Source organism: Mangrovibacter phragmitis, from assembly GCF_001655675.1.
GTDB lineage: Bacteria > Pseudomonadota > Gammaproteobacteria > Enterobacterales > Enterobacteriaceae > Mangrovibacter > Mangrovibacter phragmitis.
Genome location: NZ_LYRP01000049.1, coordinates 28,718 through 49,568, shown reverse-complemented (window position 1 = coordinate 49,568; position 20,851 = coordinate 28,718). Strand labels below are relative to the sequence as shown.

General features: G+C 51.7%; 14 protein-coding genes and 2 tRNA genes. 11 read left to right on the top strand and 5 right to left on the bottom strand.

The genetic code is table 11. The annotated features are described in order from the left end of the window. Window positions 1–55 precede the first annotated feature (55 nt). From A9B99_RS21430 to recD, 8 genes are all read left to right on the top strand, one after another. On the top strand, window positions 56–529 hold the full coding sequence (locus tag A9B99_RS21430; RefSeq protein WP_064601106.1) for a prepilin peptidase-dependent protein: 474 nt from the start codon (window positions 56–58) through the stop codon (window positions 527–529). Then, window positions 520–1,077: a prepilin peptidase-dependent protein gene (locus A9B99_RS21425; protein WP_064601104.1), complete on the top strand. Its 558-nt coding sequence runs from the start codon at window positions 520–522 to the stop codon at window positions 1,075–1,077. Before A9B99_RS21430 ends, A9B99_RS21425 begins: the two co-directional genes overlap by 10 nt. After that, window positions 1,074–1,511, top strand: a complete 438-nt coding sequence (locus A9B99_RS21420; RefSeq protein ID WP_064601102.1) for a DUF2509 family protein — start codon at window positions 1,074–1,076, stop codon at window positions 1,509–1,511. The genes A9B99_RS21425 and A9B99_RS21420 overlap by 4 nt, the downstream gene beginning before the upstream one ends. After that, window positions 1,496–1,822 (top strand): prepilin-type N-terminal cleavage/methylation domain-containing protein, encoded by a 327-nt coding sequence (locus A9B99_RS21415; protein ID WP_064601100.1) that lies wholly within the window; start codon window positions 1,496–1,498, stop codon window positions 1,820–1,822. The genes A9B99_RS21420 and A9B99_RS21415 overlap by 16 nt, the downstream gene beginning before the upstream one ends. A 12-nt stretch (window positions 1,823–1,834) precedes the next feature. Then, window positions 1,835–5,212: an exodeoxyribonuclease V subunit gamma gene (gene recC, locus A9B99_RS21410; RefSeq protein WP_064601099.1), complete on the top strand. Its 3,378-nt coding sequence runs from the start codon at window positions 1,835–1,837 to the stop codon at window positions 5,210–5,212. A gap of 103 nt (window positions 5,213–5,315) precedes the next feature. Continuing rightward, window positions 5,316–8,204 (top strand): pitrilysin, encoded by a 2,889-nt coding sequence (ptrA, locus tag A9B99_RS21405; RefSeq protein ID WP_064601097.1) that lies wholly within the window; start codon window positions 5,316–5,318, stop codon window positions 8,202–8,204. Beyond that, window positions 8,204–11,758 (top strand): exodeoxyribonuclease V subunit beta, encoded by a 3,555-nt coding sequence (gene recB / locus A9B99_RS21400; RefSeq protein ID WP_064601095.1) that lies wholly within the window; start codon window positions 8,204–8,206, stop codon window positions 11,756–11,758. The genes ptrA and recB overlap by 1 nt, the downstream gene beginning before the upstream one ends. Beyond that, window positions 11,755–13,602 (top strand): exodeoxyribonuclease V subunit alpha, encoded by a 1,848-nt coding sequence (gene recD / locus A9B99_RS21395; RefSeq protein ID WP_064601093.1) that lies wholly within the window; start codon window positions 11,755–11,757, stop codon window positions 13,600–13,602. Before recB ends, recD begins: the two co-directional genes overlap by 4 nt. A gap of 62 nt (window positions 13,603–13,664) precedes the next feature. Here recD and argA read toward each other — a convergent pair whose 3' ends face one another. After that, window positions 13,665–14,996: an amino-acid N-acetyltransferase gene (gene argA, locus A9B99_RS21390; protein WP_064601091.1), complete on the bottom strand. Its 1,332-nt coding sequence runs from the start codon at window positions 14,994–14,996 to the stop codon at window positions 13,665–13,667. Between the two features lie 248 nt (window positions 14,997–15,244). On the opposite strand from argA, the gene amiC reads away from it, so the two are divergent. Continuing rightward, window positions 15,245–16,498, top strand: a complete 1,254-nt coding sequence (amiC, locus tag A9B99_RS21385) for an N-acetylmuramoyl-L-alanine amidase AmiC (RefSeq protein ID WP_064601089.1) — start codon at window positions 15,245–15,247, stop codon at window positions 16,496–16,498. 182 nt (window positions 16,499–16,680) lie between these two features. Here the strand turns inward: amiC and A9B99_RS21380 are convergent. Next, a tRNA-Met gene (locus A9B99_RS21380) sits at window positions 16,681–16,757 on the bottom strand. A gap of 61 nt (window positions 16,758–16,818) precedes the next feature. Then, window positions 16,819–16,895 (bottom strand) — tRNA-Met (locus A9B99_RS21375). A gap of 206 nt (window positions 16,896–17,101) precedes the next feature. On the opposite strand from A9B99_RS21375, the gene mltA reads away from it, so the two are divergent. Together mltA and tcdA are read left to right on the top strand one after the other, a co-directional pair. Further along, a complete protein-coding gene (gene mltA, locus A9B99_RS21370; protein ID WP_064601247.1) occupies window positions 17,102–18,196 on the top strand; it encodes a murein transglycosylase A in 1,095 nt (364 codons plus the stop codon). A gap of 62 nt (window positions 18,197–18,258) precedes the next feature. Next, a complete protein-coding gene (tcdA, locus tag A9B99_RS21365) occupies window positions 18,259–19,071 on the top strand; it encodes a tRNA cyclic N6-threonylcarbamoyladenosine(37) synthase TcdA (RefSeq protein WP_064601246.1) in 813 nt (270 codons plus the stop codon). Here the strand turns inward: tcdA and csdE are convergent. Both csdE and csdA read right to left on the bottom strand, forming a co-directional pair. Then, the gene (gene csdE, locus A9B99_RS21360; RefSeq protein ID WP_064601087.1) at window positions 19,062–19,502 is read right to left on the bottom strand and encodes a cysteine desulfurase sulfur acceptor subunit CsdE; all 441 of its coding nucleotides are present in this window, start codon (window positions 19,500–19,502) and stop codon (window positions 19,062–19,064) included. The genes tcdA and csdE overlap by 10 nt on opposite strands. A 5-nt stretch (window positions 19,503–19,507) precedes the next feature. Next, a complete protein-coding gene (csdA, locus tag A9B99_RS21355) occupies window positions 19,508–20,713 on the bottom strand; it encodes a cysteine desulfurase CsdA (RefSeq protein WP_064601085.1) in 1,206 nt (401 codons plus the stop codon). Window positions 20,714–20,851 lie beyond the last annotated feature (138 nt).

Genomic DNA, 20,851 nt, shown 5'->3' with positions numbered 1-20,851 from the left:
CTGAATTGCCATATCGTCCTTCACTTCTTCTGAACCTCTCTGGCAAATTGCCACCATGAAAAAACGAAACAATGCGGGTTTTACACTATTGGAAATGTTGGTCGTCATGGTGATTGTCGCGGGGTTGTCTGTAGGCAGTTATGCCCAGTGGTTGCGCTGGCAACAGCAACAGCGCCTGGTGCAAAGTATCAATCTGTTACGCGCATTTTTAATGTCATGGCGAGATGATGCTAACTGGAAAAATCAGGATGTGCGCTTGTATATCCATCAGGAAAATGGCTTGTGGTGTATCAGCACAACTGAACATATTTATGGTGGGTGTACCTCATCATCCCGTCAGGTTTATACCCCGGTAACACCTGAAATTCAGTTGGTGGGTATGACCGACGGGCTGGGGTTTTACGGTGTCCGTAACACTGCCCGCACTGGCCGGATAACTGTGCGCAGCCCGGCAGGTGAGGGGCAACTTATTATCTCCGCATGGGGGAGAATTCGGGTGTGCGGGCCTGGAGACACATTATGCGAATAGCCAGACAGCGCGGCTTCACTCTTATGGAACTGATGCTTGCCCTCGCCATTAGCGCAGTTTTATTACCTTCTGTGATGAAAGTATTGCCTTTTCTTACTCTTCAGGTAAGCCGGGAAACTCAGCGTATGCAACTGGATGATGAGCTCTGGCAACTGGCATTTATGGTAGGTAAGCATATTCAACGGGCTGGTTACTGTAATGGGGAATGTGCTGGCTCTCCAATATACCTGCAACCGGGGTGTCTGGTTGTGCAGTGGGATAGTGACAGCTCGGGGAAATGGCCTGTTTTACCCGCCGCGCAACCTGCTCAATTTGGGTTTCGCATTCAGGGAGAAAGTCTGCAAACCAGCCGGGGGGCCCCGGATTGCCAGCAAGGTACGTGGGAGCGTGTTACTGACCCGGAATGGATGGCAGTGACTCGTTTTACTGTCACACCATTAGCACAGAACCCGGCAGTCTTTGAGGTCTCGCTGGCTGGCTACTTACGCCGTTATCCTCAGGTTAGCCTGTCTGTGCTTCACAGCGTGGCAGGGTATAATTTGCCATGAAAAAGCAAGATGGTGCATCAACACTGGTTGTTGTCCTGATGCTGTTTTTGTTAGGGATGTTAGTACTGGCGGGGCAGACACAGCAGTATGAAATGCGTTTTCGCCGTATTCACCAGGAGCGCGCAGCCCTGGCGCAATGGAATATGGCGTTTACGCTGCTGGCATGGGGAACGCAGCAGCAATGGTCTCCGGCAACTGACTGGCTTTGCCAGGTACCGGCAAATGGGGCAGGGCGCGCCTGTATGCGCCAGATTTCTCAGGCGCGTGTATTACTGGCAGCAAGCCCCGAAACGCCCGCAGAGGAACATAATGAGAAGGCACATTTGATCTTATGGCGGTGGGGGACACCCACAGACACCGGAATCACCTGGTTACCCCAGGGGTGGATTGATTTTTGTCCATTATCTGAGAATAAAGCATGCATATTGCCATAGCACGCAACCAGCAAGGTTTCAGCCTGGTTGAGACACTGGCTGCAGTCGTGATGTCTGCAATAATGTTGGCGGCACTGGTGGCACTGCAGCATGAAATGTCGCAGGGCATACAGGCGCAGCGTGAATTCTTACTGGTTGGGCGCTTTGCCAGCCAGCAAGTTAATATTGTTGCCCCGCCCTTACCTGAAGGCTGGCTGTTAAGCCGCACCCGGCGGGAAGAAGGGGCATGTTTTACGCTTCAGGTTCAGTTGGTAAGCCCGGGAGGCAGACAGGGCGAGCTATCTCGTTTACATTGTCCACTGGCACGGTAGTCAGGAGTTTTTATGTTAAGGGTCTATCACTCAAATCGCCTGGACGTTCTGGAAGAGATCATGGCGTTTATTATTGAGCAACAACCATTACCCGACCCCTTCGCTGAAGAAGTGGTATTGGTGCAAAGCACCGGGATGGCGCAATGGTTGCAAATGACTCTGGCACAGAAATTCGGTATTGCTGCTAACATGTCATTTCCCTTACCGGCACGTTTTATCTGGGAAATGTTTGTCACGGTTCTGCCGGGCATTCCGCAGGAGAGTGCCTTCAGTAAACCCGGGATGACCTGGAAACTCATGTCACTGTTACCAGCCATGATACCAGAGCCTGAGTTTGCGGCTCTGCGCCATTACCTTGACGATGACATCGACCAGCGTAAGTGCTTCCAACTTGCTTCACGGGTAGCTGACCTTTATGACCAGTACCTGGTGTATCGGCCCGAATGGCTGACTGCCTGGGAGAGCGGGCAGTTACTTGGTGAATTAGACGATGCCCAGGTGTGGCAGGCACCATTATGGCGGGCACTGGTCGCACATACTGCTGAACTGGGCCAGCCTGGCTGGCACCGCGCCGGGTTATATACCCGATTTATCCATGCCCTTGAAACCAGTGATACGGTGCCAGAAGGCCTGCCTTCGCGTGTCTTTATTTGCGGGATTTCCGCTCTGCCGCCGGTTTATCTCCAGGCGCTGGAAGCATTGGGGAGGCATATTGACGTTCACTTGTTGTTCACCAATCCGTGCCGTTATTACTGGGGGGATATTAAAGACCAGGCCTGGCTTGCCCGTTTAGTTACTCGCCAACGCAAACGACACCAGTCAGATGAGTCACGTTCCCTGTTCAGAGACGAAGAGGCTCTGGACTCATTGTTTGATGATAACGGCGAGCAGGAACTTCCTAACACGTTACTGGCTTCATGGGGCAAACTGGGCCGCGATTACACCTGGTTGTTGGCGGACCTTGAACATATTAATGATCTGGATGTGTTCGTTGATGGTGAGCGCGATACGCTGTTGCACCGTCTGCAGGATGACGTGTTAACCCTTAGCAATACCACGGAAGAAGGTCTGACCCCTGAACGCTTTGAGCACAGTACTTATAAGCAGTGCCTGGCTGTGGATGATACGAGTCTGACTTTCCACTTGTGCCACAGCCCCCAGCGTGAAGTGGAAGTGTTACATGATTACTTGCTGGCATTGCTGGCAAATCAGTCTGAACTGTCAGCGCGTGACATCATTGTGATGGTTGCGGATATTGACAGTTACAGCCCTTATATTCAGGCAGTATTCGGTAGTGCGCAGGGGAAACGTTATGTTCCGTTTGCTATTTCTGACCGCCGGGCCAGCCAGGCTCACCCCGCGATGCAGGCTTTCCTTGCTCTACTGGCCCTGCCAGTCAGCCGCTTTACTTCTGAAGATGTTCTGGCATTACTTGAAGTGCCGGCAGTAGCAGCCAGGTTTGGCATTGATGAAGACGGGTTAGGGTATTTACGCCAGTGGGTGAATGAATCCGGTATCCGCTGGGGGCTGGACGACGAGAATGTCCATGACCTTGGCCTGCCAGTAACCGGGCAACATACCTGGCAATTCGGCCTGACGCGCATGTTACTGGGCTATGCGATGGACAGTGCTGAAGGTGAGTGGCGGGATATCCTGCCGTATGATGAATCCAGTGGCCTGGTTGCGGAACTTGCCGGCCAACTGGCAACATTGCTGTCGCGCCTGAAAACCTGGCGTGACACGCTCAATACCTCCCGTACTCCACTGGCGTGGTCACCTGTTTGCCATGAACTACTGGCGGATTTTTTTGCACCAGACCCGGATGCAGAGGCCGCGCTCGCTCTGGTTGAAAAGCAGTGGCAGTCCATCATAGACCAGGCGCTGGAGGCACAGTATCAAGAGCCTGTGCCACTGAGTTTATTATGTGATGAGCTGACTGGCCGTTTGGACCAGGAGCGTATCAGCCAACGTTTTCTTGCCGGGCCAGTTAATTTTTGCACGCTGATGCCCATGCGTTCCATTCCTTTTAAAGTCGTATGCCTGCTGGGCATGAATGACGGTGTTTACCCCAGAACACTCTCACCGCTGGGGTTCGATCTTATGAGCGAAAAACCACGCCGTGGAGACCGAAGCCGGCGTGATGACGACCGGTATTTGTTCCTTGAAGCACTCATTTCTGCCAGGGAAAAGCTCTATATCAGTTATGTAGGCCGCTCGGTGCAGGACAACACCCCGCGTTATCCATCCGTTCTGGTTGAGGAACTGATTGATTATGTTGCTCAAAGTCACTATTTGCCGGGCGATGAACAACAGGATATTGACACCAGCGCACATCATGTACGTGAGCATTTATTGCGGGTGTATCCACGAACGCCTTTCGATGCTGACAATTTTATTCCTGGTACCACACAACAGAGTTTTGCTCATGAGTGGCTGCCTGCCGCCTCTGGCGTAGGGCAACCCCAGCCGCATTTTATTCGCCAGCCGTTACCAGAGTTGCCAACTGAGGAGTTGGCGCTTGAGGCGTTACAACGCTTCTGGCGCCATCCGGTGAGGGCGTTTTTCCAGATGCGGTTGAGGATTAGTGGTCATTTGGATGAAACAGAAATTCCTGATACTGAGCCCTTTGAACTCGACAGCCTTGATCGTTTCCTGGTCAATCAGCAATTGCTCAATGCGCTGGTAAACGGAGAGGAACCTTCCCGGTTATATCGCCGATTCCGGGCCGCAGGGGCTTTACCTTACGGGCCATTTGGTGAAATTTTTTGGGCACAGCAACAAGACGAGATGCAGGAAATTGCCAACCAGGTATTGTCGCAGCGTGCATCTGATACAGCGGAAGAAGTGAACATCACTTTGGCAGGTGTTAAGTTGACGGGGTGGTTACAGCATGTCCAACCTGATGGGTTGTTACGTTGGCGGCCATCGGTGCTCAGTGTTGCTCATGGTTTGCAACTTTGGATTGAACACCTTGTCTATTGTGTTGGCGGTGGAACGGGGATTAGCCGTTTGTATGGGCGTAATGACTCTGGTTGGGTCTTTCCACCATTGGAAAAGGATCTTGCTGAAAAGTACCTTGCCCAACTAATTGAAGGGTATCGGGAAGGCTTGTCCCAGCCCCTGGTTTTACTGCCAAACAGTGGGGGTGCATGGATAAAAGCCTGTTACGATGCCGAAAATAGTGCCATTTTATGGGACGACGATACGCAAAAGAATGCCCGCCGTAAGCTGACTCAGGCATGGGAAGGCAACCAAATGGTAGCCGGTGAAGGGGCAGATATGTGGTTGCAGAGGCTGTGGCGTACTCTTGAACCTGAATATTACCAGGCAATATTACGTGAAGCAGAGCGTTTTTTGTTACCCCTGTTCAGGTACAACCAGCCGAAATGAGATAAAAGAACAGTCTGCAGTATCTTAAACGGTGGAAGCAGGCATCGGCACTGAACAGTACCAGATGATGAATAGCAAAGTTGTTAAAGGTGAGGTTTGTTGAATGCCTAAGAGCAGTACCTGGTTTTATGCGCTGTTTGTTTATGTTGTGCTCTTTTGGGCCCCTTTAAGCCAGGCCGATACCGGCTGGCAACCCATCCGGCAGACTATCCATAAAAGTGCGAGCGACCCCCGTCTGTATCAGGCGATACAGCTTGATAACCACATGACGGTACTATTAGTCTCCGACCCACAGGCAGTGAAATCGCTGTCTGCACTTGTTGTTCCTGTAGGCTCTTTGCAGGATCCGGATAACCACCTGGGTTTGGCTCATTACCTTGAGCACATGACCCTGATGGGCTCCAAAAAATATCCGCAACCGGATTGCCTGGCCGAATACCTCAAACTTCATGGTGGCAGCCATAACGCCAGCACCGCCCCCTACCGCACCGCGTTCTACCTTGAAGTGGAAAACGATGCGCTGGCGGGTGCGGTTGACCGCCTTGCTGATGCCATCGCCCAGCCATTATTGGCACCGGAATACGCAGAGCGCGAGCGCAACGCAGTGAATGCGGAACTGACTCTTGCCCGGGAGCGTGATGGTATGCGCATGGCGCAGGTCAGTGCCGAAACTATTAATCCGGCACACCCTGCAGCACGTTTTTCTGGGGGTAACCTGGAAACACTGCGCGATAAACCCGGCAGTAAATTGCTGGATGCATTGCATCACTTTCACGACGAGTACTACTCGGCAAATATCATGAAAGCGGTTATTTACAGCAATAAACCGCTGGCGGAATTAGCCGCGCTGGCTGTGCAAACTTATGGGCGAGTTCCCAACAGGCATATCCAGCGCCCTGAGGTAACTGTACCTGTTGTCACGGCTGCTCAGACCGGTATTATTATTCACTATGTGCCTGCGTTACCACGCAAAGTGGTGCGGGTTGAGTTCCGCATTGCCAATAATAGCGATAAATTTCGCAGCAAAACGGATGAGCTTATTGGCTACCTGATTAGCAGCCGCAGTAAAAATACCTTGTCTGACTGGTTGCAAACTCAGGGACTGGCGGACAGTATTCGTGCTGATTCTGATCCCGTCGTTGCCGGTAATAGCGGTGTTTTCGCCATTTCCGTTTCTCTGACTGATAAAGGCCTTGCTCACCGCGATGAAGTTGTTTCTGCTATTTTCCGTTATATCAACACCCTGAAGGCTCAAGGCATCAGCAAGCGTTATTTTGACGAAATGGCACATGTCCTTGATTTAGATTTTCGCTTTCCCTCCATTACTCGCGACATGGATTATGTGCAGTGGTTAGCCGATACCATGATTCGTGTGCCGGTCAGCCATGTTTTGGATGCCGGTAATATTGCAGATGAGTACGACTTGCAGGCGATCACTGCCCGCCTGGCAGAAATGACGCCACAACATGCCCGTATCTGGTATATCAGCCTGAATGAGCCTCATAACAAACTGGCTTACTTTGTTCACGCGCCGTATCAGGTTGATAAAATCAGCGCAGAAAAATTTTCTGAATGGGATAAGTTTGGTCAGTCGCTCTCGTTCACTTTACCGGAGCTTAACCCTTATATTCCTGATGATTTTTCATTGATTAAGCAAGACAAAAAATGGACAAAACCTGAGCTGATTGTCAATGACCCTGGGTTGCGTGTGGTGTATCAACCCAGCCGCTATTTTGCCAACGAACCAAAAGCCAGTGTGACTTTAGTGCTGCGCAACCCACATGCAATGGATACTGTGAAAAATCAGGTTATGTTCGCACTTAATGACTATATGGCAGGCCTGGCTCTGGATCAGTTGAGTCAGCAGGCCGCGGTGGGTGGTATCCATTTTTCTACCAATGCCAACAGCGGGCTGATGGTCAGCGCAAATGGGTATACCCAGCGCCTGGCACCACTTTATCTTGATTTGTTGCAGGGGTATTTCAGCTACCAACCAACGCAAAGCCAGCTTGAACAGGCTAAATCCTGGTATAAGCAAATGCTGGCATCGGCGGAGAAAGGTAAAGCTTATGAACTGGCGATTATGCCAGTACAAATGATGTCACAGGTGCCATATTTCGAACGGCAGGCGCGGCGGGAACTCTTACCCTCCATTACGGTGCAGGATATTCTGGATTACCGTGAGCAGTTGAAAACTGGCAGCCGTCCTGAGTTTTTGGTGGTAGGCAACCTCACCCCTGATGCAGCGCATAACCTGGCATCGCAGGTTCAACACTTGCTGGGAACAAAAGGCACGGAATGGACCCGTAACCGGTCTGTGGTGGTTAACCAGCCCCGGCGAATTGTATTTGAAAAAACGATTTCCGGCAGTGATTCTGCTTTGGCGGCCGTCTTTGTACCTTCAGGGTTTGATGAAAACACCAGTTCGGCTTACAGCGAAGTTCTGGGGCAGATTATCCAGCCGTGGTTCTACAATCAGCTGCGCACCCAGGAACAACTGGGCTATGCCGTGTTTGCGTTTCCGATGAGTGTGGGTCGCCAGTGGGGGTTGGGGTTCCTGTTGCAAAGTAATACCCGGCAACCAGCTCAACTGTGGCAACGCTATAACGCATTCTTTACCGGCACAGAAAAACGGCTGCGTGAAATGCCTGAGCAGGAGTTTGCTCAGGTACAACAGGCGGTAATTAACCAGATACAACAGGCACCTCAGACTCTGGGCGACGAAGTGGCAAAAGTCAGTATGGATTTTGACCGGGCAAACATGGCGTTTGATAGTGATGATGCAGTTATCCGTGCGGTTCGCAGTTTAACACCGGCCAAAGTTGCAGATTTCTTCCGGCAGGCAGTTATCGAACATAATGGTATGGCGGTTATTTCCGAGGTTAGTGGCAGTCAACAAGGGAAGGCAGATTTTGCCGCGCCTGAGGGCTGGAAACAGTGGGGCAGTGTTGAAGCATTGCAAAAGACATTGCCTCAGTCGGGGGCTGAGTGATGCCGGCGCATCATAATAATCCGACTGCCCTTGACCCAATGCGTTTACCCCTGGCAGGGGCACGCTTAATTGAGGCGTCAGCTGGTACCGGAAAAACTTATACCATCGCCGCTCTTTATTTGCGCCTGTTGTTGGGCCTGGGGGGCGAGGCGGCTTTTGTGCGGCCACTACCTGTGGAATCTATTCTGGTGGTGACATTTACTGAAGCCGCTACAGAAGAGTTACGTGGGCGTATACGCAGCAATATTCATGAGTTGCGTATCGCTTGTGTACGGAAAAGCAGTAACAACCCGCTATACCAGCAATTGCTGGCTGAAATCAGTGACAAAAAACAGGCCGCCCGAATATTACTCCTTGCTGAAAGGCAGATGGATGAAGCCGCTATTTTCACCATTCATGGTTTTTGTCAGCGGATGCTGAGCCTGAATGCATTCGAATCAGGTATGCCGTTTGAACAACAACTGATTGAAGATGAAACAGAGTTACGCCAGAGAGCCTGTGCTGACTTTTGGCGGCGCTACTGTTACCCGCTGAATAAACCCGTTGCTCAGGCGGTCAGCGAAATATGGCCAGGGCCTCAGGCGCTGCTGCGCGAGATTGGGCGTTACCTGTCTGGCGACGCGCCTGTGCTGAAGCAACCAGTGAACGAAGATGAAACCCTTCAGGCACGCCATGATACGATTATTCATGCCATTGATACTCTGAAAGCTCAGTGGCGGGGCTCCTCTGGCGATATTCCCGATATCATTGAAAATTCCGCCATCGACAGGCGTAAATATAACCGTAAAAACCAGGGGATCTGGTTTGATGCTGTTGAAACCTGGGCGGCAAGCCCAACAGAAAACTATACCTTTCCAGAGGCACTGGCTCGCTTCTCACAGTCCTTTCTTTATGAACGTACTAAAGCAGAAGGTAATCCGCCTGAGCACGCGCTGTTTTCCGCTATTGATGTTTTTCTTTCTCAGCCACTGACTATTCGCGATTTGGTTATTGCCCGTGCACTTGCGGACATTCGTTACACTGTTACGCAGGAAAAGCGTTACCGGGGTGAGCTGGGGTTCGACGATATGCTAAGTCGCCTTGACCAGGCACTGGCACAACCGGAAGGTGACAACCTGGCTGCGGCTATTCGTGGGCGCTTCCCGGTTGCAATGATTGATGAGTTTCAGGATACAGACCCACAACAATACCGTATTTTCCGTCATATCTGGCTGGGGCAGGCTGAAACAGCGCTGTTACTGATTGGCGACCCGAAACAGGCCATCTACGCGTTTCGTGGCGCGGATATTTTTACCTATATGAAAGCTCGCGGGGAAGTTAGTGCTCACTATACGTTGGAGACTAACTGGCGCTCATCTCCGGCGATGGTTAATAGTGTAAATCAGCTGTTCAGCCACCTTGAAAATCCGTTCATGTTTGAGCAGATCCCCTTTCTACCGGTCAACGCCGCACCGCGTAACCAGGGCGTGCGTTTTGTGCTCAATGGGGAGACTCAACCGGCGATGTCCGTCTGGTTAATGCCTGGCGAAGGTTGTGGGGTGATGGAGTACCAGCAAACCATGGCACGTCAGTGTGCTTGCCAGATTCGTGACTGGCTTGTGGCTGGTGCGGCTGGTAACGCTGTACTGGAACGTGAGGAGAAAACGCGCCCGGTCACCGCCACAGATATAACGGTACTGGTGCGCAGCCGTCAGGAAGCAGCATTAATACGAGAAGCGCTGAGTTTATTGGGGATTCAGTCTGTCTATCTCTCTAACCGCGACAGCGTTTTCAGTACCCAGGAGGCGCAGGATATTTTACGTGTCCTGCAGGCAGTGCTTAACCCGGAAAACGAAGCAGCCATGCGCAGCGCACTGGCAACCAGCCTGTTGGGGCTGGATGCAGCAACCCTTGAGCAGTTATCTCAGAATGAAACGGCCTGGGATAATCTGGTTGATGAATTTGTTGGTTACCGCCAGTGCTGGTTTAAGCGTGGGGTGATGCCGATGTTGCGCTCTTTACTGGCTCACAGACATCTGTCGGAAAACATTCTCGCAAGCCAGGACGGTGAACGCCGCCTGACCGATATTATGCATGTCAGTGAGTTATTGCAGGAAGCGGCGGCTACGGCGGACAGTGAGCATGCGCTGGTGCGCTGGTTATCGCAACGTATTGCCGAACCGGATGACAACGCCAGCAGCCAGCAACTCCGCCTGGAAAGTGACAGACACCTCGTTCAGATTGTGACAATTCATAAGTCAAAAGGGCTTGAGTACTCGCTGGTGTGGTTGCCATTTATTGCCAATTACCGCGCGCAGGCCGAAGGGCTATATCACGACCGCCAGACATTCGAAGCGATATTAGATTTACATAATGAAAAAACCAGCCTTGAGCTGGCAGAAGCTGAACGGCTGGCCGAAGATTTGCGTCTGCTCTATGTTGCGGTCACCCGGGCTATATGGCACTGCAGTCTGGGAATTGGTCCCCTTTTCCGAGGCAACAGGGCCAAAAAAGGCGCATCTGATTTCCATCTGAGTGCGCCGGGGCGTCTGATTCAGCAGGCGCAACCTTGTGACGCTGGGGAGCTCAGGCAGTCCCTGGAGCAGTTATGCCGGGGCGATATTGCCTTAAAAGACATTGACCTTAGCGACGAAACGCCCTGGTCCCCCCCGGCATTATCGGCAGAGAATCTGGCTGCCCGTGAGGTAACAAGAACATTCACTGATTTTTGGCGTGTGACCAGCTATTCCGGGCTACAGCAACATGGTTCATCGGCCGGGCAGGCTTTGTTACCCCGTTTGGATATTGACGCCATAGGGGCCGTCTCTTCCTCTGGTGAGCAAGCACTTACCATCCATACGTTCCCGCGTGGGGCAGTGCCTGGTACTTTTCTTCACAGTCTGTTTGAACAACTGGATTTCACCCAGCCAGTGGATGCCGAATGGCTGGAGCAGCAATTACTTTCCGCAGGGTATGGCGCTGAGTGGCTGCCAGTTTTATTACCCTGGCTTGATGCATTGCTTTGCGCGCCACTGACGGAAGAGGGGTTAAGCCTGAATGTGTTATCTGCGCAAGATAAACGGGTTGAAATGGAATTCTACCTGCCTGTTGATACGCTTCTGGCCCCCGATGAACTTGATGCGTTGATTCGCCAGTATGATCCTCTGTCGGCACGTTCTCCGGCCCTGGATTTTCAGCAGGTGCGCGGCATGCTGAAGGGCTTTATTGACCTGACATTCCGCTGGCAGGGCCGCTATTATTTGCTGGACTACAAGTCCAACTGGTTAGGCAGTACCAGCGAGGCATACACCCCTGAAGCTATGGCCCAGGCGATGTGTGAACATCGCTATGATCTCCAGTACCAGTTGTATACGCTGGCTCTGCATCGTTACCTGCGCCACCGGATGCCTGATTACGAATATCAGCACCATTTTGGTGGGGTTATTTACCTCTTTCTGCGTGGTGTTGAACCCGGTTTGCCTGGAAATGGCATTTTTACCACCAGGCCAGATGAACAACTAGTATCTGCAATGGATACATTGTTTGCCGGGCAGAGCGTGGAGGTTGTTAAATGACGGCACCCTTGCTGGCGTTATTAGAGCAGGCAACTGCTGAGGGGCACTTTCGTTATCTCGATGTCCAGTTTGCTCAAATGGTTGCTGCGGGTGACCCGGCAGTTATGTTGGCTGCCGCCATTCTGAGCCGTGATACCGGGGAAGGGCACGTTTGTGTACCACTCGACAGCCTTAGCCCGGAACGGAGTTTTTCCGGGCCAGCGGTTAGTTTAATTGGTGAACCGTTGTTTGCCTGCGTTGGCCCGGTTGAAGACTGGCAGGAAAAACTGTTACACAGCGACGCAGTCAGTAATGAAGATGATGCCACCCCCATAAAACTGTCAGCAGGGCGTTTATATCTTGACCGTCTGTGGCGTAATGAGCAGCGTGTGGCGCAGTTTTTCCGTGATACTAATCAGCCCCTGACTGTCGATGAGGTTCTTCTTGCCGGCGTGCTGAATACCTTATTCCCGGAAAACCCGTCTGGGCCAGACTGGCAAAAAGTGGCTGCGGCTGTTGCCCTTACCCGGCGCATTGCGGTGATATCAGGTGGGCCGGGAACCGGGAAAACAACCACAGTGGCAAAGCTGCTGGCAGCACTGGTACAACTTTCCGGGCCACCCTTGCCGCGCATTCGGCTGGCTGCGCCAACAGGTAAGGCTGCGGCGCGTCTTACCGAGTCTTTGGGGGCTGCGTTACGGCGCCTGGATATGGATGAATCGTTGAAGATGGCATTGCCCGATGAAGCCAGTACACTGCACCGTTTATTGGGAGCTGTGCCGGGGAGCCAGGCTGTCCGTTATCACCAGGGCAACCCACTGCACCTTGATGTGTTGGTGGTTGATGAAGCATCCATGGTCGATTTGCCTATGATGTCCCGGTTACTGGCTGCTTTACCGGCACATGCGCGGGTTATTTTTCTGGGTGACCGCGACCAGCTCGCTTCAGTTGAGGCGGGCGCGGTACTCGGGGATATTTGCCATTTTGTAGGCGAGGGGTTCAGCCCACAACGTGCCCTCGAACTGTCCCGGTTATGCCAGTGCACTGTTCCTGCAGGGCAGGCCAGCGGGGTGGATGCCTTGCGTGATGCCATTTGCCTGTTGCAGGAAAGCTACCGTTTTGGGAAAGACTCTGGTATCGGTTTCCTTGCCCGTGCGGTGAATGGTAATCAGGTTGCGGCTGTAAAGGCTGCATTTGACGGGCGATTTAATGATATTGGGTTATTCCCGCTGGCGACGACGGAAGATTATGCCAGCATGCTGGAACAGATTGTCACTGCCCATCAGCCATTTCTTTCAGCCCTGAAACAAGACAATGAACCACAGAGTATTTTGCTGGCATTTGCAGCCAGCCAGGTTTTGTGCGCGTTACGGGAAGGGCCATTTGGTGTGGCGGGCCTGAATAATCGAATCGAACAGGTGTTTTTTAGCAAAAATCTGCTCCAGCGCCCGGCCCGGGAGTCGCGCTGGTATCATGGTCGCCCGGTCATGATCAATCGTAATGACAGCGGTTTGGGGCTATTTAATGGTGACATTGGTATTACGCTGAACACTCCGCAGGGCTTGCGGGTATGGTTTTCTATGCCGGATGGTTCACTTAAGTCTGTACTCCCCGGGCGTTTACCGCCCCATGAAACAGCCTGGGCCATGACGGTGCATAAATCTCAGGGGTCAGAGTTTGACCATGCTGCACTTATCTTGCCGCCAGGCTGGAACCCGGTGATTTCACGTGAGCTGGTCTATACCGCGGTTACCCGGGCAAAAAAACAACTTTCTGTATTTGCCGATATGCCGGTCTTGCTACAGGCCGTGAAAAACCGCACTGCACGGCGCAGTGGCTTGCCGGAAGCTTTTCAGGCGGGTTAGTACGGGAAACGGAAACAATACCGGTGGCAGGCGCGCCACCGGTAAGCAAAGCGATAAACTGGTCAGGTAAGGCTGGCCATCAGCACTTTAGAGCGCCGTTGGTAGTTGTACATTTTCTTTTTGCTTTCGGGTAATGAGTCGATATCAACAGGTGTAAACCCGCGTTCCTGGAACCAGTGAATACTGCGGGTTGTCAGCACAAACAGTTTATCCAGCCCTATTTGTTTTGCCTGGCTGGCAATTCGTTCCAACAGTATTTCTCCCCGGGCTGAACTGCGGTAGTCAGGGTGCACGGCTACACAGGCCATCTCGCCAATTTTCTCTTCTGGGAACGGATAGAGTGCGGCGCAGGCTATTGTCAGGTTATCTCGCTGAATAATGGTGAATTTATCAATTTCCATTTCTAACTGTTCACGAGAACGGCGTACCAGAATACCTTGTTGTTCCAGCGGGTGAATCAACTCAAGGATCCCACCAATATCGTTAATAGTTGCACGGCGAATTTGTTCCGCACTTTCCATTACAATCTGAGTACCGATACCATCGCGGGAGAACAGCTCCTGCAGTAATGCACCATCTTCCTGGTAGCTTATCAGGTGGCTGCGGCGTACCCCGCTGCGGCAGGCTTTTACTGCCCCACGCAGGAAACGCACAGTACCTGAATAATAATCCCCTTCAGCTTCGAGCGCATCTACGCGTTGCTGTGCTTCATTCGGGAAGAGTTCAGAAATAATATTCCCGTCTTCATCTGTCACACCTTGCGATGAGCAAAAGCCAATCATTTTTTCTGCTTTGAGTTTGATGGCCAGTTGCGTGGCGATTTCTTCTGATGTCAGGTTAAAGCTTTCACCAGTAACGGAGACAGCGACCGGGCCCATTAATACAATTGCGCCGCTATCCAACTGGCGGTGAATGGCTTCTTCATCAATTCGGCGAATACGGCCGCTGTGGCAATAATCAATACCATCGTCCACACCCAGAGGTTGGGCAATAATAAAGTTACCACTAACGACATTAATATGTGCGCCCTGCAATGGGGTATTGTTCAGGCTCATAGACAGGCGGGCAGTGATATCCAGTTGCAACAGGCCTGCAGCCTGTTTCACCAGCTCCAGTGTTTTGCTGTCTGTCACTCGGGTATTCTTATGGTAAACCGGTTCGTGATGGTGCTCGGCAAGGTTTGCATCAATCTGTGGGCGAGCACCGTATACGACAACCAGGCGGATACCCAGGCTGTGCAGCAAACCAATATCATTAACAATACTGGAGAAATTCTCATGCTCAATGGCTTCACCACCCAGCATGATGACAAAGGTTTTCCCTCTGTGTGCGTTAATATAGGGGACAGAATGGCGGAATCCCTGCACCAACTCGATTCTACGCTCCTTTACCACGGCAACACCCTCAATGCATGATTATTCGAAATAAGTGTATTTTTATTCTTTTATGGGCCTGGGTGCAAGCCCAAATTTAACCCTGTAAAACAGCAGGTCTTTGGGGTAAGGCCTGATTTGTTGAGGTTTGTTTACCCTTTTATTGATGACAGGTGCACAACCTTTGGTTAAAGTTTCGATTTAATATTTACCGTTGTGGCACATTTTCCGGCCTGACAACGCAGCGTTTTAAAATGCTCAGGAGAAGCATGTCAGATTCTCATTCATTGTTTAGCCGTCGAAATTTACTTAAAGGTGCAGGCGCGATGTGGCTCCTGAGCGTCAGCCCGTTGAGTTTTGCTGCCGCAAGCCAGATCATCGCGATTCGTGTCTGGCCTGCATCAAGCTATACGCGCGTTACTGTTGAATCCAATCACCAGCTCCAGTACAAGCAGTTTGCCTTAAGTAACCCATCCCGCCTTGTTCTGGATATAGAAGGCGTACAGTTAAATTCGGTTCTTAAAGGGCTGGGTAAGCTTATCAGCGCCAATGATCCTTATATTCGTTCCGCGCGTGTTGGCCAGTTTGACCCTCACACTGTGCGCCTGGTGTTTGAACTCAAACAAAATGTCACCCCTCATTTGTTTGCGCTGGCACCTGTTGCTGAATTCAAAGAACGCCTGGTTATGGATCTTTACCCGGTTAATGCTCCCAGTGAACAGGATCCGTTGCTGGCATTGCTGGAAGATTACAACAATGGCGATTTAGATAAAAAAATGCCGGCGCAGCCGCAAGGTCCACAACCAGGTAAAGCCGGTCGTGACCGACCTATTATTATTATGATAGATCCCGGGCATGGTGGCGAAGACCCGGGGGCTATCGGGAAATATAAAACACGCGAAAAAGATGTTGTATTGCAGATTGCCCGCCGTTTACGGTCACTGATCGATAAGCAGGCCAACATGAAGGCCTACATGACACGCAACGAAGATGTCTTTATTCCATTGAAAGTTCGGGTGGCGAAAGCACAGAAACAGCGGGCGGATTTGTTTGTCTCGATACACGCGGATGCATTTACCAGCCGTGAAGCCCGTGGTTCGTCCGTGTTCGCATTATCAACGAAAGGTGCGACGAGTACCGCTGCGAAATACCTGGCACAGACACAGAACGCTGCAGACTTAATTGGTGGTGTCAGTAAAAGTGGTGACCGTTATCTGGACCACACCATGTTTGATATGGTGCAGTCGTTAACTATCACAGACAGCCTGAAGTTTGGCAAAGACGTATTGAATAAACTAGGGCGAGTGAACCGCCTGCATAAAAACCGTGTGGATCAGGCGGGGTTTGCTGTTCTGAAAGCACCTGAAATTCCCTCTATTCTGGTGGAAACCGCATTCATCAGTAATGTGGAAGAAGAGCGTAAGCTCAAAACCGCTAAATTCCAGCAGGAAGTGGCCGAGTCTATTTTCTCCGGAATACAGGCTTATTTCTCAGACAGCTCCACACTGGCTCGTCGCAGCTAACCCCTGGGTATAGACCAGCAGAGAAGAGCACCTCAGGCGGTTCTTCTTTGCTGCAGTCAGTAAAAAAATAGCGGGTAGTTGCTTATGAACATGGCTGCTGGAGGCGTTTCAGGCAACGAGGTGTTGTAAACGTTTTCTCTGGCGCTAAAAACAAAAAAACACCCGTCAGGGTGTTAATTTATTGGTTGCGGGGGCCGGATTTGAACCGACGACCTTCGGGTTATGAGCCCGACGAGCTACCAGGCTGCTCCACCCCGCGTCCGTCTTTCTTCTTCACTTTTTTATTTTGCAAACAGCATATAACGCTTATTTTGCAAAATTGGTTGCGGGGGCCGGATTTGAACCGACGACCTTCGGGTTATGAGCCCGACGAGCTACCAGGCTGCTCCACCCCGCGTCTGTGGAAGCGCACTATACACTCATCATGTTGTGATGCAACCTTTTTTTAAATCAACATGCTGATTCGTGCCAGTGCCGGTGAAATATTCAGCTAAATGCCGGGTTTTTGTACATATCACCGGCTGGCGCGAGCCCGCTGATTTTATTCAGGCCAAGGGTTTGTTATCTTCGCGAAGCGAACGCAGTTATAACGAAGGGAAAATCATGAAATCTCATTGGGGGAAGGTATTAATTGCAGGCTGTCTGGCGACCATGCTGGCGGCCTGTTCCTCAAAACCAACGGATCGTGGTCAACAATATAAAGACGGTGAACTCACTCAGCCTTTCTCACTGGTAAACCAGCCAGATGCCGTAGGTGCGCCAATCAATGCCGGTGATTTTGCAAAGCAGGTGGGGCTTATTCAGGGGGCATCACCCCGGTTGTACGGTTCTCAGAGTGCCGTCTATGAGGCGGTAGAACGTTGGTTACGCTCAGGGGGAGATACCCGAACGCTACGCCAGTTTGGCATTGACGCCTGGCAAATGCAGGGTGTGGATAATTATGGCAACGTGCAGTTCACTGGTTATTACACACCAGTTATTCAGGCCCGCCATACCCGCCAGGGCGCTTTCCAGTACCCCATTTACCGTATGCCGCCAAAACGCGGCCGGTTACCTTCTCGTGCTCAGATATACGCGGGTGCACTGAGTGATAAATATGTACTCGCCTGGAGTAACTCCCTGATGGACAATTTTATTATGGATGTCCAGGGAAGTGGTTATGTTGACTTTGGTGATGGCGAACCACTGACATTCTTTGGTTATGGCGGTAAAAATGGTCACCCCTACGTGAGTATCGGTAAGGTATTAATCGACCGGGGTGAAGTAAAGCGCGAAGACATGTCTATGCAGGCGATTCGTGAATGGGGTCAGCAACACAGTGAAGCAGAAGTGCGCGAACTGCTTGAGCAGAACCCTTCCTTTGTTTTCTTTAAACCTGAAAAACTGGCTCCGGTAAAAGGTGCCAGTGCGGTACCTTTGGTTGGCCGGGCTTCTGTGGCTTCAGACAGTTCCATTGTGCCTGCGGGCAGCACGATTCTGGCAGAAGTGCCTGTGCTGGATGACAACGGCAAATTCGCTGGTCAGTATGAGTTGCGAGTGATGGTCGCTTTGGATGTCGGTGGTGCTATTAAAGGCCAGCATTTCGATATTTATCAGGGGATTGGCGATGCTGCAGGACATCGCGCTGGTTGGTTCAACCATTATGGCCGTGTTTGGGTGCTGAAAACAGCGCCAGGAACCGGTATATTTAATGGCTGACTCTCTTCCTTGTGGGCTGGATTATCCAGCCCGTTTTATTTGTAGAACATCTGAGGTTTTTCATGGCTGTCGTACTGACGGATGCCTGGCTGCAACGCTTTGGCGGTACTGCGAGGCTTTATGGGCGTGAGGCTCTGCAGTGTTTTGCTGATGCGCATATTTGTGTTGTTGGCATTGGTGGCGTGGGTTCATGGGTGGCGGAAGCGCTGGCGCGTACTGGTGTGGGTGCAATTACGCTGATTGACATGGATGATGTTTGTGTCACCAACACGAACCGGCAAATACATGCATTGCAGGGAAATGTCGGGCTGGCGAAAGCGGAAGTCATGGCACAACGTATTGCCGCAATTAACCCGGAATGCCAGGTGACGGTTGTGGATGACTTTGTTACCCAGGATAACGTGGCACAACTGCTGGATAAAGGCTTCAGCTACGTAATTGATGCCATCGACAGTGTGCGCCCGAAAGCAGCGCTGATAGCCTGGTGCCGGCGCAATAAAGTACCTCTGGTTACAACGGGAGGCGCGGGTGGTCAAATCGATCCTACCCAGATTCAGGTGGCAGATCTGGCGAAAACTATCCAGGATCCTCTGGCTGCCAAAGTCCGTGAACGTCTGAAAAGTGATTTCGGCGTGGTGAAAAACAGTAAAGGAAAGCTTGGTGTGGACTGTGTTTTCTCCACAGAAGCTCTGGTGTACCCACAAATGGATGGCACTGTTTGCGCCGCGAAAAGTACCGCAGAAGGACCAAAACGCATGGACTGTGCTTCCGGGTTTGGTGCGGCAACGATGGTTACCGCAACTTTTGGCTTTGTTGCTGTATCACATGCATTGAAAAAGATGCTGGCTAAAGCTGCCCGCCTGTCTCAGGGCTGACTGTGCGCCGCTTTTTTTACCGCCGCTTCCAGAGCATTCAGCCCCTGGTTGCGGCTGGCACTCAATTGTGCACGCAGCTCTAAGGTTTCAAATAGCGCCAGTGGGCTACTATTTTGCAGTTGCTCACGGGTTTTCCCTTCAATACCGGTTAACAGAATTGCCAGCAGGCCGCGTACTATTCGCCCTTCGCTTTCGCCGAAGAAATGCAGTTGCCCATTCTCAGCCTGCTCCCACCCAAGCCATAAACGGTTTTCACAACCGCTGATTTCGTGTGCCCGCTCCCGTTCATCACTGGGTAGTGGCGGGAGTTTTTTGCCCAGCATAATTAACTGACGGTACTTTTCCTCCCAGGTGGTGAGTGGTGCAAAGTCGTGTTGCAAGGATTCTGGTGTTATCTGGGTTCCGAAAGGGTGTTGTCCGGTTAAAGGCATATGGCTTAGTCCAACAAAATTGACAGCGCCTGGTCAAACGCTGCAACCAGGGCGGCAACATCGTCTGGCGTGTTATAAGGTGCAAATGAAACCCGTAGTGTACCTGACACACCCAGCGCAGCAAGCAAGGGTTGCGCACAATGCTGACCAGAACGTAAAGCGATACCGGCGCTACTAATCAGTGTTGCTATGTCACTGTGGTGCAGGCCATCAACCGTGAAAGCAAACAGGCTGGCGTGGGGAGCCCGAAACAGCCGGACTCCGGGCCTTTTTGCTAACTGGTGCGCTGCGCTGTCGGCTAACTGGCAGGCCCAGGCTTCAGCCTGAGCAGTATCAACCTGGCTTAGCCATTGCAGTGCCGCATTCAGGCCCGCGACGCCTGCCATGTTGGGCGTGCCAGCCTCGAAGCGCCAGGGGGCTGATTGCACAGTGTAGCCGTCAAAGGAAACGTCAGTAATCATTTTCCCACCCCCCAACAAAGGCGACATCTCTGCCAGTAGCTCCGCTTTCCCATACAGTACGCCAACCCCTGTCGGGCCATACAGTTTGTGGGCGGAGAATGCATAAAAGTCACAATCCAGTGTGGTGAGGTCTGGTGGGTTGTGGACAATGCCCTGCGCGCCATCAACAACAACGTATGCCCCGGCCTGGCGCGCAAGGGTTATCGCCTGGACAAGGTCTGGCTGGCCACCTGTAACATTAGACATTTGGCCAACAGCTAAAATTTTACAGCGCGAGGTCATTAAGCCGGGTAATTGCTGAATATCCGGCAGGCCTTCACTGTTCACCGGCCATTTCACCACCCTGGCACCAGTCTGTTCAGCCACCATAAGCCAGGGTACCAGGTTAGCGTGGTGCTCTGCTTCACTAACGATAATTTCATCTCCGGCCAGCAGGCGAGAGCGGGCAAAACCCTGGGCTACCAGATTGATGGCTTCTGTGGTGCCCCGGGTCCAGACAATAGTGTTCGGGTCTGGGGTATTCAGGTATTGGGCTACCATAGTACGGGTATTTTCGTACTGCTCCGTCAATTGCTGCGCCTGTGCTGAGTGGCTACGATGAACGTTGCCTCCGCTGCTTTTATAGAATGCTGTGGTCGCATCAATGACTGCGCCGGGTTTCAGGGCAGTTGCTGCGCTATCGAGATAAATCGAGCCATCATTCAGTGCGGGGAATTGGGCGCGAAACTGGCTGGGATTAAATGATTTCATGCTTTTCCTCATTTCATAGCGCTGATCGTGGCGTATTTTAAACTGTTCTACAAGCCATGACGGGGATTCAGATTCCTCCAGGAATGAAAATGGCTGTCAGGGAGTTTGTTATGCTGAATAGTGTTAGCAATTTTATTT

Coding starts and splice junctions, on each gene's coding strand:
- A9B99_RS21430 (WP_064601106.1), top strand. CDS start 56: ATGAAAAAACGAAACAATGCGGGTTTTACACTATTGGAAATGTTGGTC.
- A9B99_RS21425 (WP_064601104.1), top strand. CDS start 520: ATGCGAATAGCCAGACAGCGCGGCTTCACTCTTATGGAACTGATGCTT.
- A9B99_RS21420 (WP_064601102.1), top strand. CDS start 1,074: ATGAAAAAGCAAGATGGTGCATCAACACTGGTTGTTGTCCTGATGCTG.
- A9B99_RS21415 (WP_064601100.1), top strand. CDS start 1,496: ATGCATATTGCCATAGCACGCAACCAGCAAGGTTTCAGCCTGGTTGAG.
- recC (WP_064601099.1), top strand. CDS start 1,835: ATGTTAAGGGTCTATCACTCAAATCGCCTGGACGTTCTGGAAGAGATC.
- ptrA (WP_064601097.1), top strand. CDS start 5,316: ATGCCTAAGAGCAGTACCTGGTTTTATGCGCTGTTTGTTTATGTTGTG.
- recB (WP_064601095.1), top strand. CDS start 8,204: ATGCCGGCGCATCATAATAATCCGACTGCCCTTGACCCAATGCGTTTA.
- recD (WP_064601093.1), top strand. CDS start 11,755: ATGACGGCACCCTTGCTGGCGTTATTAGAGCAGGCAACTGCTGAGGGG.
- amiC (WP_064601089.1), top strand. CDS start 15,245: ATGTCAGATTCTCATTCATTGTTTAGCCGTCGAAATTTACTTAAAGGT.
- mltA (WP_064601247.1), top strand. CDS start 17,102: ATGAAATCTCATTGGGGGAAGGTATTAATTGCAGGCTGTCTGGCGACC.
- tcdA (WP_064601246.1), top strand. CDS start 18,259: ATGGCTGTCGTACTGACGGATGCCTGGCTGCAACGCTTTGGCGGTACT.
- csdE (WP_064601087.1), bottom strand. CDS start 19,502: ATGCCTTTAACCGGACAACACCCTTTCGGAACCCAGATAACACCAGAA.
- csdA (WP_064601085.1), bottom strand. CDS start 20,713: ATGAAATCATTTAATCCCAGCCAGTTTCGCGCCCAATTCCCCGCACTG.